Here is a 13,265-nt window from a genome sequence, read left to right on the forward strand (position 1 = left end):
ATGAAAAACGATAACACTAAGTACTATTTAGTTGCCATTGCCTTTATTGGTCTGGCTTACGTGTTATTGCCCATTTTAATGCCATTTGTTTGTGCGGCATTATTAGCCTACTTAGGTGACCCACTGGCAACGTGGCTGGAAAAACATAAGTGGCAGCGATCATGGGCGGTCAGCTTGGTGTTTGTTGTAATCTTTACTCTTTTGGCAGGCGTGACCATTGTGCTTGTGCCGCTGATAGAACAACAGTTTGCTAGTTTGGTTGAAAAAGTACCGGCTATTATCAGTTGGGTAAAAGAAACGGTGCTGCCGTGGCTGCAAGTTCGTTTAAATCACTATGGCTCCGTGAATGTAGATGAAATTCAACAGACTCTGCAAGACAATATTGGCAGTGCAGGTAGTGTCGTGGCAAGCATCTTGAGCTCTGTCAGCTCGTCTGGAATGGCTTTCTTGTCGGCGCTGACTAATCTGCTGTTGATTCCACTCGTCACGTTTTACTTTTTACGCGATTGGAATGCGATATTAGAACGCATTCAACATTCGTTTCCACGTCGGCTAGAAGAGAAGTTAACGGGTATTGCGCACGAAGTTGATGCTGTTCTTGGCGCTTTTTTCAAGGGACAACTTTTAGTAATGGCTAGCCAGTCAGTTATTTACTATATTGGATTAAGTCTAGTGGGGCTGGAGTTTTCCTTGTTAATCAGCTTAATTATCGGGCTGGTCAGTTTTGTGCCTTATCTAGGTTTGATTGTGGGGCTTGTATTGGCCTGCGCTACGTCTGTTTTTCAGTTGCATGATGTCAGTGGTGTTTTGCCAATCTTCGTAGTGTTTGCAGTAGCACAGGTTTTAGAAAGCTTCGTGTTAACCCCTGTGTTGGTCGGCGATAAGATCGGTTTGCACCCGGTAACGGTCATATTTTCGGTGATGGTTGGTGGTCAGTTTTTTGGAGTGACCGGGGTCTTATTGGCTTTGCCGGTGGCGGCGGTTTTATTTGTACTATTGAGACACGTCAATGATCAATATAAAAGCAGTGAGTTATACAAGCAAACATAAAAAAAGGCACCGATTCGGTGCCTTTTTATAATTATGTCTAGTGACTATAGGTTTTGTGCAACAAAATCCCAGTTCACTAATGCCCAAAATTTATCCATGTAGGCAGGGCGAGCGTTACGACAGTCGATGTAGTAAGCGTGCTCCCATACGTCACAAGTTAATAATGGTGTTTGGCCAGCGGTTAACGGTGTGCCCGCATTGCTGGTTTGAACGATTTCAAGTTTGCCATCAGCATTTTTAACCAACCAGCACCAGCCAGCGCCAAATAAATTAACAGACTTGTCTGTAAACTCTGCTTTAAATGCGTCAACAGAACCGTATGCTTCATTGATGGCAGCCAATAAATCACCTGTTGGCTCAGTGCTGTTTGGCGTTAAACAGTTCCAATAAAATGTGTGGTTCCAGATTTGTGCTGCATTATTAAAAATAGGGCCAGAAGAGTTTTTGACAATCTCTTCAAGACTTGCGTTCTCAAACTCTGTTCCAGGGATTAAACCATTTAATTTAGTAACATAGGTTGCGTGATGTTTACCGTGGTGAAACTCTAGTGTTTCTTGAGAGATATGAGGTTCCAATGCGTCAATTGCATAAGGAAGAGCGGGTAATTCATGTGCCATGATAATTGCCTTTGTAGTTAAGTGATGCGCTAAGCGCGTTAAAAAGTACGTACATCACAATAGTAAAGTTTATGATATAAATCAATATTAAATGAGACTTACCGTTATTTTTTTGCAAAAAGCAAAAGGGCTGGTAAACCAGCCCTTTTGGTAAGCGTTTTAAATGACGTTACTTGTCGTCGCTTGTATTGTGTACGTGGAGGTCTTGTTGTGGGTAAGGAATGCTAATGCCTTCGCTATCAAAGCGTAATTTGATGCTTTCGAGTAAGTCGAAATGCACACCCCAATAATCAGCAGAGTTGACCCAAGGGCGTACGGCGAAGTTTACGCTGCTATCGCCTAATTCGAGTAAGCCAATGGTTGGAGCGGGGTCTTTTAAGATGCGTGTTTCATTTTGCATGAGTTCGTCTAATACGGATTTTGCTTTCTTAATATCATCATCATAACCAATGCCAATAACTAAATCTAAACGTCGTGTTGGCTTGGTTGAGTAGTTAACAATATTTCCGCCCATTAAACTGCCGTTAGGAATGATAATGGTTTTATTATCGCCAGTACGCATCACGGTATTGAAGATATGAACCTCTTCGATGATACCTGAAGCGCCAGCACCTTCAATAAAATCGCCTTTTTTGAAGGGACGAAAAATAATCATTAATACGCCAGCGGCAAAGTTTGCTAATGAGCCTTGAAGGGCTAAACCAATCGCTAGACCAGCAGCACCAATGATGGCAATAAATGAAGTGGTTTGTATGCCCAGTTGCCCCAGTGAGGCAATGATGACGAAAGCCAGTAGAGCGGTATAAATAATGTTAGTAGTGAATGAAATAAGGATCGGGTCTGAGCCGCCTTTTTTCATTGCTTTAATGACGCCGGACTTAATCGACTTAGCAATCATCTTACCAATAATAAATATTGCGAGTGCAGCGATGATTTTAAGCCCGTATACGGTGAGTAGCTCTTGAACTTGAAGAAGGGTTTCTTCGGATAATACGTTTTCCATTTTATACCTCGGTTAGTTTTTGGTTAGGGGGTGAAGACTTTTTTTAGTAAATCGGTTGTTCGGGCTGCAGGGTTTTCACGGATGAGCTTTTCTTGCTCGGCAATTCGTAAAAACATAGCGTCAACCGCTTTTTGTGCAACAAACGTGTCAAGATCCGGTGTTTGTGAGGAAACTAATTGGCCGATCGAGCCTGAGTTAGCGATAAGTTGCTTGTAACTGGCGGTAACACCAGCACTATCTGTTGACTGTTTAACAATGGGTAGGAACTTGTTAAGTAATTGCTCGGAGCTGTGTTGTTTGAAATAGTCAGTTGCAGCGGTATCTGATCCATTGAGAATCTGTGCCGCATCATCAATACTCATGTTTTGAATGGTGTTTGCAAAAATAGTAGCCGCTTCAGGGGCTGCTTGTTCGGCGGCCTTGTTGAGCGTGGCTTGGAAGCTGTCTACTAAACGACCTTGGCCAAGCATTTCCAGTGAAGAGGCAATGGGTTGTAAGCTGCTTGGAATGGGGACCTTTACATCCTCATGGTTCAAGAAACCACCTTCTTGGCTTAAATTGTTAACAGCAACGGTCGTGCCTTTTTTAAGGGCTTCTTTTAGTCCTGCAATAACATCAGTCTGACTTAAATTTGCGGGAAGTTGGCTGGATGTTGGAATGCTGAGCTTGCTGGTATCGATGTCTTTAATAAAATCAAAAAGCCCTGCGTTGACAAGAGGTGTTGTTAATAAAGCGATGATAAACGTCGTTTGTTTTAGCCAATTGTTCATGGAAACGTCTCCTTGTTTTTAAAAACGATATCATATTTCCCCGAACTGAACACAGCCTTAATCAATAATGGCTTATATCGATTTTGATAACGTGGACTTTAAAAAAGGAATGGTCAACTTTCGCTGGGCTGCTAGGCTTGCTTTGTCTAATGTGTTAAGCAAGTTCCAGAGCGTATGCAGATTTCTAGGAAAGTGCGTCATTAAATAGTTAGCGGTTTCACGGTTAAGTTCTAAGCCGAGTTTTTGAGCACGTGCTTGTAAGGCTTGTAGGGTGCTTTCGTCGCTAAGAGGGGCCAAGTTAAGTGGAAGGCCGCTATTTAATCGGCTTTGCAAATCGTTAAGGCTGATCTGAAGATGTTGTGGCGATACCGTGGCGCTTACAATTAAACGCCCAGTTTGCTGTTTAATTTGATTAAACAGGTTAAATAAGGCCTCTTCCCAATCAGCCTTTTCACATAGGATGTCGATATCATCTATACAAATTAGGTCGAGGTTCGCCAAGCCCTCCAGTATTTTTGCCGAGGTGCCCAGTAGCTCTTTTGCTGGCAAATAGCTGGCTGTGCCACCTAGTTGGCTTTGGCGTTGGCAAGCCGATTGTAATAAATGAGACTTACCGGTTCCTATGTCGCCCCAAAGAAAAATAAACGGTTCATCGGCATCTTTTAGGGACTTAATGACCAGTTGATTCTCAGTGGCAATAAAGCTCTCAAAGTTAAACGCTTCTTTTAACTTGAAAGGCAGAGGCAGTTGGGGGTGCATTAATGTTTGCTAATGTGACGAATATATAGAGAGGCGCTAAAAAATACCGTTAAGCTGATGACAATTTCAAGAAGGCCAAGCAGTCGAGTAGTTGAGCTTGCAAACGCTTCGGTTGTGCCATGTATAAAGTACAGCAGGCTTAAGTAAGCCGCCCAGTTAACGGGCTTTTCTTTACCATGTAGAACACCCCTTAATGGTAATAATAATGGGATAACACAGGTGATAAGCACCAAGGCTACTGGGAAGGTTTGCGGTGGCGCGAGTAGGGTGATCCAAGCGGTTATGAAGCCAATTAAGCAAAGGTAGCTGAGTAGTTGCAACCAGTACGCTGCTTTTTTACCGGGTAAAGTCATTATGAATTAAGTTTTTTTGCGAGTAGGGCGATTCTTTTGCCAAGAGCAAGGCATAAGTCAGATTCGTGTTGATCTAGTTTTCGCGAGTTATCAGGGCCTGCTAGATGACTGGCGCCGTATGGTGTGCCACCAGATTGTGTTTCTAACAATGATGGTTCAGAGTACGGTAGCCCGGCCAGCAACATGCCGTGGTGAAGCAACGGTAGCATCATTGATGTGAGCGTTGTTTCCTGCCCCCCGTGAAGACTACTGGTTGAGGTAAAAACGGCAGCAGGCTTGCCAATCAGCGCGCCAGATAGCCAAAGGTTGCTTGTGCCATCAAGAAAGTATTTTAAAGGTGCAGCCATATTGCCAAATCGAGTCGGGCTACCCAAGATGAGCCCGTGACAGTTTTTAAGGTCGTCTAAGTTGGCGTATAAAGCACCGTCAGCTGGAATATTGTCTTCAGTTGCTTCACAAACGCTAGAAATGGCTGGCACGGTACGAATTTTAGCTTGTACGCCTTCTATGCTTTCCACGCCCCGAGCAATCACACTGGCCATGTTAGCTGTTGCGCCATGGCGACTATAAAATAGAACCAGGACCTCGGTGTTCATTTATAAAATTTCCAGAACGGTTTCAGGTGGGCGGCCAATTGCTGCTTTGCCATTCGCTAAGACGATAGGCCGTTCAATTAAAATAGGGTTCTCCAGCATTGCTGTGATTAACTGTTCATCGCTAAGGCTGTTGTCCTTTAGGTTTTGTTCTTTATAAATGGCTTCGCCTTTGCGCATTAAGTCGCGTGGCTCCATATTGAGCATGCTTAATATGGATTCTAGTTCGGCTCGGCTAGGTGCTTTCTTCAGGTACTCGATAACGTCTGGTTGAACGCCTTTTTCTTCAAGTAGTTGGAGTGTTTGGCGAGATTTGCTGCAACGTGGGTTATGATAAATTTTAATGCTCAACAGAGTATCCTCATGCGTGTTTTCTTGAATTATAAATTATCTGTTAATTTAGGGCAGGCTTTTTCTGCTTTGTGTGCTGCGTGATATGATGGGCGGTAGATTATTAAATAAGAATTCGAAGATGAAATTACCTGATTTTAGCCAAGCGTCAGTACTGGTTGTTGGAGACTTGATGCTGGATAGAAACTGGCAAGGCGATACCTCGCGTATTTCTCCAGAAGCGCCAGTGCCTGTTGTGCACGTTAAAAATGTAGAAGATCGCCCAGGCGGTGCCGGAAACGTTGCGTTAAATATTGCGGGTTTGGATGCGGCAGTGTCAGTTCTTGGTTATACCGGTGATGATGACGCAGCAAGATCGTTAAAAAGTCAGCTAGAAGAAGCAAAAGTAGTGTGTCAGTTTATGACACTGGCTAATCAGCCAACGATTACCAAATTACGCATTTTAAGTCGTCATCAGCAATTGATTCGTTTGGACTTTGAAGACAGTTTTCATGATTTGCCGGCAGAGGCCTTACTAGAACACTATACAGCGGTACTTGCCTCGCATGATGTGGTGATTTTGTCAGATTATGGCAAAGGAACGCTGGCGTCTGTAACACAACTTATTGCTGCGGCAAAAGCAGCAGGTAAAAAAGTATTAATAGACCCGAAAGGAACAGACTTTAGCAAATACCGAGGGGCCACGTTAATTACCCCAAATTGGAGTGAGTTTCAAGCCGTGGTAGGTGAATGTGAGAGTGATGAGGATGTCGTTATTCGTGGCGCTGCCTTGCTTAATGAGCTAGAGCTGGAGGCGTTATTGGTTACCCGTGGTGACAAAGGCATGACCTTATTGCAGCCGCAACAGCCGCCGATTCATTTACCAACGCAGGCGCAAGAAGTGTTTGATGTGACGGGCGCAGGTGATACGGTTATTTCAACATTAGCAGCATGCTTGGCCGCGGGCTCAAGTTTTTCAGAAGCCACCGTATTGGCTAATCAAGCAGCCGGCTTAGTGGTGGCTAAATTAGGCACGGCATCGATTACTCAGCAAGAGTTGCAGGCGACTTTGCACACCTTAGAAGACATGCCTCGCGGCTATGTTAGTGCAGATGAGTTGTCAGAAGCGATTTCAACAGCGCGCTTGAATGGGGAAAAAATTGTACTAACAAACGGTTGCTTTGATATTTTACACCCAGGACATGTGCGGTATTTGCAGCAAGCAAAGGCGTTGGGTGATCGGTTAATTATTTTAGTGAATGATGATGCCTCGGTGTCTCGCTTAAAGGGCCCTGAGCGGCCGATTAATAATTTAGCAACACGTGCAGAAATGTTGTCCGCATTAGCGTGTGTAGATTGGGTTTGCGCTTTTTCAGAAGATTCACCACGCGAGCATATTTGTCGCATTTTGCCTGATGTGTTGGTGAAAGGTGGCGACTATCAACGAATTGAAGATATTGAAGGACATGATTGTGTTGCCAAGGCAGGTGGTTCTACCTATGTGTTGGATTATGTGGATGGTTGTTCAACGACCAATTTGATAAAAAATATACGCGATACAAGCGATAAAAGGTAAACGAAGATGATAATCGTAACAGGTGGTGCAGGGTTTATTGGCAGCAATATAGTGCAAGGTTTAAACGCTAGAGGTATTAGCGACATCTTAGTCGTTGATGACTTAAAAGACGGCACAAAATTTAAGAACATCGTGGATGGCCGGATTGCCGACTATATGGATAAAGATGATTTCTTAGGCAGTGTATTAGGCGGGGACCTCGACGGGGATAAGATTGAAGCGCTTTTCCATCAAGGCGCCTGCTCATCTACAACTGAGTGGGATGGTCAATTTATGATGGAAAACAATTATGAATACTCGAAAACCCTTTACCATTTTTGCCAAGAAAATAAGGTGCCGTTTATTTATGCATCCAGTGCCTCGGTTTATGGCGGTGGGCGCGTTTTTAAGGAAGACTTATCCAACGAAGCGCCACTGAATGTGTATGGTTATTCTAAATTCTTGTTTGATCAATATGTCAGAGCACAAGAAGCATTGAGCCCGCAAGAGGCTAGAAGTCAAGTAGTTGGTCTGCGTTATTTTAATGTATATGGCCCCCGTGAACAGCATAAAGGCAGCATGGCGAGTGTAGCGTTTCACTTAAATAATCAACTACTTGAAAAAGGTGAAATCAAACTTTTCGCTGGTTGTGATGGTTATGCAGATGGTGAGCAAGTACGTGACTTTGTTTATGTGACGGATGTGGTTGACGTGAATTTATGGTTTTTGGATAACCCAACGGTGTCTGGAATTTATAATTGTGGCACGGGTAAGAGCCAACCTTTTAATGATGTAGCGAAAGGCGTACTGGATTATCACCAAAAAGGCAGCCTAAGTTACATTCCTTTTCCCGACCATTTGATTGGACATTATCAAAGCTTTACAGAGGCAGACTTAACGGCGTTAAGGGCGGCCGGTTGTGATGTTAGATTCAAAACCGTGGCTGAAGGAGTAAAGTGTTACATGGAATGGTTAAACGCCGGTTAGTTTAATGCGACTGGCGTACTCAGTCTTATTGTACTTACTGACCCCGTTTTTTATTTTACGGCTGTTAATCCGTGGGCGCAAAGCACCGGCATACTTAAACCGTTGGGCAGAACGTTTTGGTTGGTATAAAAAAGGTCAGCCGCAAGGGGTTATTTGGTTCCATACCGTGTCTGTCGGTGAGGCAGAGGCAGCTTTTGCACTGATTGATAAAATTGCAGCTGCTTATCCAGATAAGCCAATTTTGGTTACTACAACCACGCCAACGGGCTCCGCGCGAGTGAAGGCATTTTTAGGTTATCGTGTTCATCATGTGTATTTGCCTTACGATTTGCCGGATGCGATGTGGCGCTTTTATCGGTGTTTTAAACCAGCCATAGCGATTATTCTAGAAACAGAAATTTGGCCAAATATGCTTCACCAAGCGCAGAAAAATGCTGTGCCGTCTATTATTGTTAACGCACGACTTTCTGAAAAGTCTGCAAAGGGGTATGCAAAACTAGGTGCTTTTATGGTGCAAACATTGGCGAATATTACGCATGTCTGTGCGCAAACTGAGGCGACCTTAGAGCGGTTCGTTGATCTCGGTTTAAATAAAAATAATATTAGTGTGCCAGGTAATATTAAGTTTGATCTAGAAATGTCAGCCCATCTGTTTGAAGAAGCAGAGGTCATCAGGCGAGATTGGTTTCAACAGCGCCCTAGTTGGATAGCTGCCAGTACGCATGAAGGCGAAGATGAAATAGTATTGGATGCTTTTTCTCAAATAAAAAAACAGTTACCGAATAGCTTGTTAGTTTTGGTGCCTCGGCACCCAGAGCGATTTAACACCGTTGCAAAATTGTGTGAAAAGCGTGGTTATACCGTGACGCGACGAAGCGAGCAAAAATCATCGCCAGTAAAAACAGACGTGTTTTTACTGGATACCTTGGGTGAATTGAAACTGTACTATGCAACCGTTGATGTTGCATTTATTGGTGGTAGTTTCGTGCCAACTGGTGGGCACAATATGCTTGAGGCGGCGGCTCATTCAGTGCCGGTTCTTTTTGGTCCATTTGTACATAACTTCACCGAAATTAGTGAGTGCTTATTAAAAAAAGGCGCTGCGATTCAAGTGATGGGTGCGGACGAACTTGCATTACAAGTGGTTGACTTACTCGAGCACCCTGAGCAACGAGATCAGATGGGAATGAAGGGCCTTCGTTTTGTTGAGCAAAACAAAGGCGCGGTGGATAAAGTGGCAGAGCGTATTGTCAGTATGGTTAATGCGTCTCGTTAGTAGTCGCTTTAAAGTACTTTCATCAGGTATTTTTTGCCTGATCTTAACAATGAGTATCGCGCGTTTTTCCTACACGCCAATGATCCCTATCATGTTTGAACAGGCTGGATTAACCAAGGTGCTAGCGGGTTGGTTGGCGACTATAAATTATCTGGGCTATATGTTGGGTGCGTTAACAGCGACATTAGTTGGAAACCTCGTTGTTAAAGACCGGATTTACCGGCTAGGCTTACTGCTTGCGATTATGACAACAATAATGATGGGGCTGTCTGATAACCCTTGGGTTTGGGGTGTTTCGCGCTTTGTTGCGGGTTTTAGTACGGCCGCCGGGTTGTTAATTGGCGCAGGCCTAATGTTAAATTGGTTGATTAGGCATCACCATCGAAGCGAGATGGGTATTCACTTTTCTGGGATAGGGTTAGGAATAGTACTTGTAGCTTTATTACTTGAATACTCGAAGTCAGTCAGCTGGTCAGCGCAATGGTTGCTGCTCGGTTTTGTTGGGATGGGGTTAGCTATTCCTGCATGGCGATGGTTACCGCCTCCAGCTACAAGCAAGCTAACAGAAAAAGGGCAGCTTCTTGATGATAAACCACCCAGTAAGCGGTTCTTGGGGCTTATGTTGTTGGTGTACTTTTGCGCAGGTTTTGGCTTTGTTATTAGCGCAACGTATATTGTGGCAATAGTCGAGAATCAGCCTGCTTTGAAGGGGCAAGGTGAAATTGCATTTCTTGTATTGGGCGCCTGTGCCGCGCCAGCGTGCATTATCTGGGATTTAATTTCAAGAAAAACGGGTATTTTGAATGCGCTGCTATTTGCATTTTTGATACATGCGGTAGGTATTGTGCTTCCAGCGTTGAGCGATACATTGCTGTTTGCTTTATTAAGTGCTGCTTTGTATGGTTTTACTTTCGTGGGTATCGTAAGCATTGTGTTGACAATGGCGGGCCGATTTTACCCGACAAAGCCGGCAAAGCTGATGGGTATGTTAACGATGAGTTATGGTGTTCCGCAGATTGTAGCGCCCACTATCGCAGGCTATTTAGCAGCATCAACGGGTGATTATAATGCCTCATTATTTATGGCGAGTGGCTGCGTTTTGTTCGGTTCTGCTGTTATTTGGCTGATCAAAAAATGGGCTATTAAAGACATGGCGTTACTTAATGCAACGCCATGATGCTTATGTAGCTAGTGTTCTTTATTACGGCTAATAATGAGCGGTATCTAGTGTGCTAGCCAGTTATTGACTATGCCAAGGTCGGCCTCAGAAAGGGTTCCAGCATTGTTTTTAAGGTTTAAAATATTAAGAATATAGTCTTTTTTCGCAATGCTTAGTTCAAGTTTTGCTCGTGATAAGTTACTTTGCGCATCAAGCACATCAACGATGGTACGGGTCCCTACTTCTAAGCCAACTTCATTTGCGTCTAAAGAGCTTTTGTTTGAAACAATGGCCTGCTCTAAGGCATGGATGCGTTTTAGGTTGGCCGTAACGCCCCTAAATGCGTCACGCGTTTTTCTTAGAGTGGTGCGTTGTAATGATTGTAAGATATCTAACGATTGTTGATGGTTAAACGCTGCTTGCCTTGTTAGTGAGCTGGTTCTTCCGCCCGCAAATAAAGGCACATTTAGTTCTACGCCAATGCTATCGGATTCATTTCTTAAGCCAGTTCCAAAGCTGCCACCGCCGGTTTCAGCATATTGGTGAGAAGCGACTAGATCTACAGTAGGGTAGTGGCCTGCGCGCTGTAGCTCTATTTCTTTTTTAGCAATGTTGACATCGTATTTAGCTACTTCCAGCGATAGGTTTTGCAGGGCAGCAAACTCTTCCCAGCGATTGATATCATTCGGTTCAGGCGCAGATAAGGGGAAACTAGAGGCTAAATGAGCCAGTACTAATTCGTCGGTTTGGATAATCTCTCGAAGTGACTCTTGTGCAGAATACAGGTCATCTTGTGCAGCAATTTGAGTTGCAATAGACAAATCATATCGAGCTTGGGCGTTATGTACGTCAGTGATCGCGATAAGGCCAACTTCAAAGCGAGCTTGTGCTTGCTCAAGCTGACGGGTGAAAGCATTAACATCGTCGTTTGCTAAGTTCAAGGCTACTTCGGCTTGAAGGCTGTTAAGGTAACGTTCGGTTAAACGTAAAATTAGTGCTTGTTGCGCAATTTCATATTCTACTTCGGCTCTAGAAACCTGCTTATTAGCTTGCTTGTAGCGAGTGTAGTTGGCCCAATTAAAAAGAGGCTGTCTTAGGGAAACTGCAAAGCCCTCATCACGGAATTGGTCTGTACTTTTCCCCGTTCCCGAAAAATTACTTTCACTTTCTTGGCGGACATCGTTAGACAGCGCCGATGCGTTAATGCTAGGTAGTAACCCAGCTAAAGCCTGTGGGCTTGCTTCTTTTGAAGATAGCAACTGGTTATAAGCAGCATGAATGTCAGCATCATGTTGAAGAGCACGTTTGTAGGCCGTCATCAAATCGATAGGTTGGGCGATGCTTAAAACAGGGAAAATACAAAGAGCGAGACTTGGAAGAAGTTTTTTCAAAAAAATCATGTTGGTAAAGAGACTAGTAGTAACAGCCAACATTTTAGCATGTTGGGCAGGTTCTTAACCATCTTCATTCCGTGTTTTTAATGTAAATGTGACGGGTCCGTCATTGCATAAAGTAACTTGCATATCGGCAGCAAATTCACCGCATGAAACAGCGGCATATTGTTGTTTTGCATAACGCGTAGTAAATTCGAACAACGGCTTTGATAGTTGAGGTGCTGCAACGCAGCTAAAACTGGGGCGAGCGCCTTTTTTGGTATTGGCCGCTAAGGTGAACTGTGGGATCAGTAATAAACCACCGTTAATATCTTTTAAGCTTAAGTTCATTTTACCGTCTTTATCGGCAAAAATCCGATACGATAAAATACGATCAATCAATTGCTTTGCTTCGGTTTCGCTATCGTTTTCCTTAATGGCGACAAGGGCGACGATGCCTTGGCCAATTTCACCAATGAGGCAATCATTAACGGTAACCTTGGCATAAGTGACGCGTTGAATAACGGTTAGCATGAGCAGGTTATGATAAGTGTTTAAAAAAATCTGCATAGCTGTCGCTAATAACAGCTAGTGAGAAAGCGGCATTTGCAGGGCTAGGATTGGGTGATACGTAAACGGGTTTGGCGTTAATCGTCCAAGATTGCAGGCCCCAGCTGGTGGCAGATGGTTTGACTTCGCTGTATTGCAGGTATTTTTGACAGGTTAATTTACCGTGGAACCAAACTATGTCGGGCTGTGTATCGTCGATGAGTTGCTGTAGTCGAGAGCTACCGTTACGGTAGTCAAGGGCTTTTAAGTCGCCACAGCCAGCGGTTGGGCGCTTTACTAGGTCAGTAAAGCCAATTCGGTATTTAGTGTGTAGGTATTGGCAGCCATTAAAACTGGCCTCGATATGTTCATCAAAAAAACCGCACTGATTGAGTGCTTTCCAAAATCGGTTTCTGGGGTTGGCAAAGTAAAACCCTGCCTTAACAGACGGAATAGAAGGGTTTAACCCAACTGACAAAGCGGCTAATGGGGCGCTAAGTAGGTCTGGCAAGGTTTCCATTAGCTTAATAAGTTGGCATAGAATTATCGACCTGAGCGGCCCAAGCATTAACACCGCCGGTCAAGTTAATAACATCGGTAAAGCCATTTTGGAGCAAAAACTGAGCTACTTGTTGGCTTCTCATTCCATGATGGCAGATAGTAATAATAGGGCTGTCTTTTGGCAGTTCATCTAGACGATTAGGGATGCTCTGCATTGGTATTAAATGGCTGTTTGGTAGATGACAATATTCAAACTCGTTAGGCTCTCTAACATCAAGCAAAAATAAGGAGTGATTAGGTTGCTCAAGCAGTGAGCTTAGTTCAGTAGCAGAAATTTTTTTCATATGGGTAATAAAGCCTTTTTTATTGGAAATTAATTATAGCAGTGTG

Annotated in this window: 16 protein-coding genes; 5 read left to right on the top strand and 11 right to left on the bottom strand. The window is 43.8% G+C overall.

The window, feature by feature from the left end; translation table 11 throughout:
* Nucleotides 1–1,050 carry an AI-2E family transporter gene (locus Q91_RS00825; RefSeq protein WP_015004977.1) on the top strand — a complete coding sequence of 350 codons (1,050 nt, stop codon included), beginning with the start codon at nucleotides 1–3 and terminating at the stop codon, nucleotides 1,048–1,050.
* Nucleotides 1,051–1,094: 44 nt separating this feature from the next.
* Here the strand turns inward: Q91_RS00825 and Q91_RS00830 are convergent, their stop codons facing one another.
* From Q91_RS00830 to arsC, 7 genes are all read right to left on the bottom strand, one after another.
* Entirely contained in the window at nucleotides 1,095–1,667 is a 573-nt protein-coding gene (locus Q91_RS00830) for a superoxide dismutase (protein ID WP_015004978.1), read from the bottom strand.
* 169 nt (nucleotides 1,668–1,836) lie between these two features.
* Nucleotides 1,837–2,670 carry a mechanosensitive ion channel domain-containing protein gene (locus Q91_RS00835; RefSeq protein ID WP_015004979.1) on the bottom strand — a complete coding sequence of 278 codons (834 nt, stop codon included), beginning with the start codon at nucleotides 2,668–2,670 and terminating at the stop codon, nucleotides 1,837–1,839.
* 23 nt (nucleotides 2,671–2,693) lie between these two features.
* On the bottom strand, nucleotides 2,694–3,440 hold the full coding sequence (locus tag Q91_RS00840; protein WP_015004980.1) for a DUF4197 domain-containing protein: 747 nt from the start codon (nucleotides 3,438–3,440) through the stop codon (nucleotides 2,694–2,696).
* Nucleotides 3,441–3,512: 72 nt separating this feature from the next.
* On the bottom strand, nucleotides 3,513–4,199 hold the full coding sequence (gene hda / locus Q91_RS00845; protein WP_015004981.1) for a DnaA regulatory inactivator Hda: 687 nt from the start codon (nucleotides 4,197–4,199) through the stop codon (nucleotides 3,513–3,515).
* The gene (locus Q91_RS00850) at nucleotides 4,199–4,552 is read right to left on the bottom strand and encodes a DUF2069 domain-containing protein (protein ID WP_015004982.1); all 354 of its coding nucleotides are present in this window, start codon (nucleotides 4,550–4,552) and stop codon (nucleotides 4,199–4,201) included. Before Q91_RS00850 ends, hda begins: the two co-directional genes overlap by 1 nt.
* Nucleotides 4,552–5,148, bottom strand: a complete 597-nt coding sequence (gene wrbA, locus Q91_RS00855; protein ID WP_016390370.1) for an NAD(P)H:quinone oxidoreductase — start codon at nucleotides 5,146–5,148, stop codon at nucleotides 4,552–4,554. The genes Q91_RS00850 and wrbA overlap by 1 nt, the downstream gene beginning before the upstream one ends.
* Complete coding sequence (arsC, locus tag Q91_RS00860) at nucleotides 5,149–5,496, bottom strand: arsenate reductase (glutaredoxin) (protein ID WP_015004984.1); 348 nt, start codon at nucleotides 5,494–5,496, stop codon at nucleotides 5,149–5,151.
* 121 nt (nucleotides 5,497–5,617) lie between these two features.
* Between arsC and hldE the strand changes: the two genes are divergently transcribed.
* From hldE to Q91_RS00880, 4 genes are read left to right on the top strand one after another with little or no spacing between them, the layout of a single operon-like run.
* Complete coding sequence (gene hldE, locus Q91_RS00865) at nucleotides 5,618–7,051, top strand: bifunctional D-glycero-beta-D-manno-heptose-7-phosphate kinase/D-glycero-beta-D-manno-heptose 1-phosphate adenylyltransferase HldE (protein ID WP_015004985.1); 1,434 nt, start codon at nucleotides 5,618–5,620, stop codon at nucleotides 7,049–7,051.
* A gap of 6 nt (nucleotides 7,052–7,057) precedes the next feature.
* Nucleotides 7,058–8,017: an ADP-glyceromanno-heptose 6-epimerase gene (gene rfaD, locus Q91_RS00870; RefSeq protein ID WP_015004986.1), complete on the top strand. Its 960-nt coding sequence runs from the start codon at nucleotides 7,058–7,060 to the stop codon at nucleotides 8,015–8,017.
* A gap of 4 nt (nucleotides 8,018–8,021) precedes the next feature.
* Complete coding sequence (waaA, locus tag Q91_RS00875) at nucleotides 8,022–9,293, top strand: lipid IV(A) 3-deoxy-D-manno-octulosonic acid transferase (RefSeq protein ID WP_020931853.1); 1,272 nt, start codon at nucleotides 8,022–8,024, stop codon at nucleotides 9,291–9,293.
* Nucleotides 9,265–10,470 carry a YbfB/YjiJ family MFS transporter gene (locus Q91_RS00880; RefSeq protein ID WP_232228506.1) on the top strand — a complete coding sequence of 402 codons (1,206 nt, stop codon included), beginning with the start codon at nucleotides 9,265–9,267 and terminating at the stop codon, nucleotides 10,468–10,470. Before waaA ends, Q91_RS00880 begins: the two co-directional genes overlap by 29 nt.
* A gap of 47 nt (nucleotides 10,471–10,517) precedes the next feature.
* Here Q91_RS00880 and Q91_RS00885 read toward each other — a convergent pair whose 3' ends face one another.
* Genes Q91_RS00885 through Q91_RS00900 form a run of 4 tightly spaced genes read right to left on the bottom strand, consistent with a single transcriptional unit; the run spans nucleotide 10,518 to nucleotide 13,219 of the window.
* Nucleotides 10,518–11,852, bottom strand: coding sequence for a TolC family outer membrane protein (locus Q91_RS00885; protein WP_015004989.1), 1,335 nt, complete (start codon nucleotides 11,850–11,852; stop codon nucleotides 10,518–10,520).
* A 54-nt stretch (nucleotides 11,853–11,906) separates the two neighbouring features.
* Nucleotides 11,907–12,359, bottom strand: coding sequence for a D-aminoacyl-tRNA deacylase (dtd, locus tag Q91_RS00890; protein WP_015004990.1), 453 nt, complete (start codon nucleotides 12,357–12,359; stop codon nucleotides 11,907–11,909).
* Between the two features lie 7 nt (nucleotides 12,360–12,366).
* Nucleotides 12,367–12,894: a mismatch-specific DNA-glycosylase gene (locus tag Q91_RS00895; protein WP_015004991.1), complete on the bottom strand. Its 528-nt coding sequence runs from the start codon at nucleotides 12,892–12,894 to the stop codon at nucleotides 12,367–12,369.
* Between the two features lie 4 nt (nucleotides 12,895–12,898).
* Nucleotides 12,899–13,219 (bottom strand): rhodanese-like domain-containing protein, encoded by a 321-nt coding sequence (locus Q91_RS00900; protein ID WP_015004992.1) that lies wholly within the window; start codon nucleotides 13,217–13,219, stop codon nucleotides 12,899–12,901.
* Nucleotides 13,220–13,265 lie beyond the last annotated feature (46 nt).

The sequence above is a fragment of the Cycloclasticus sp. P1 genome, assembly GCF_000299965.1.
GTDB classification, from domain to species: domain Bacteria; phylum Pseudomonadota; class Gammaproteobacteria; order Methylococcales; family Cycloclasticaceae; genus Cycloclasticus; species Cycloclasticus pugetii.

Bases quoted from the DNA above. Each gene is read 5' to 3' on its own strand.
- Q91_RS00825 (WP_015004977.1), top strand. From the start codon at position 1: ATGAAAAACGATAACACTAAGTACTATTTAGTTGCCATTGCCTTTATT.
- Q91_RS00830 (WP_015004978.1), bottom strand. From the start codon at position 1,667: ATGGCACATGAATTACCCGCTCTTCCTTATGCAATTGACGCATTGGAA.
- Q91_RS00835 (WP_015004979.1), bottom strand. From the start codon at position 2,670: ATGGAAAACGTATTATCCGAAGAAACCCTTCTTCAAGTTCAAGAGCTA.
- Q91_RS00840 (WP_015004980.1), bottom strand. From the start codon at position 3,440: ATGAACAATTGGCTAAAACAAACGACGTTTATCATCGCTTTATTAACA.
- hda (WP_015004981.1), bottom strand. From the start codon at position 4,199: ATGCACCCCCAACTGCCTCTGCCTTTCAAGTTAAAAGAAGCGTTTAAC.
- Q91_RS00850 (WP_015004982.1), bottom strand. From the start codon at position 4,552: ATGACTTTACCCGGTAAAAAAGCAGCGTACTGGTTGCAACTACTCAGC.
- wrbA (WP_016390370.1), bottom strand. From the start codon at position 5,148: ATGAACACCGAGGTCCTGGTTCTATTTTATAGTCGCCATGGCGCAACA.
- hldE (WP_015004985.1), top strand. From the start codon at position 5,618: ATGAAATTACCTGATTTTAGCCAAGCGTCAGTACTGGTTGTTGGAGAC.
- rfaD (WP_015004986.1), top strand. From the start codon at position 7,058: ATGATAATCGTAACAGGTGGTGCAGGGTTTATTGGCAGCAATATAGTG.
- waaA (WP_020931853.1), top strand. From the start codon at position 8,022: ATGCGACTGGCGTACTCAGTCTTATTGTACTTACTGACCCCGTTTTTT.
- Q91_RS00885 (WP_015004989.1), bottom strand. From the start codon at position 11,852: ATGATTTTTTTGAAAAAACTTCTTCCAAGTCTCGCTCTTTGTATTTTC.
- dtd (WP_015004990.1), bottom strand. From the start codon at position 12,359: ATGCTAACCGTTATTCAACGCGTCACTTATGCCAAGGTTACCGTTAAT.
- Q91_RS00895 (WP_015004991.1), bottom strand. From the start codon at position 12,894: ATGGAAACCTTGCCAGACCTACTTAGCGCCCCATTAGCCGCTTTGTCA.
- Q91_RS00900 (WP_015004992.1), bottom strand. From the start codon at position 13,219: ATGAAAAAAATTTCTGCTACTGAACTAAGCTCACTGCTTGAGCAACCT.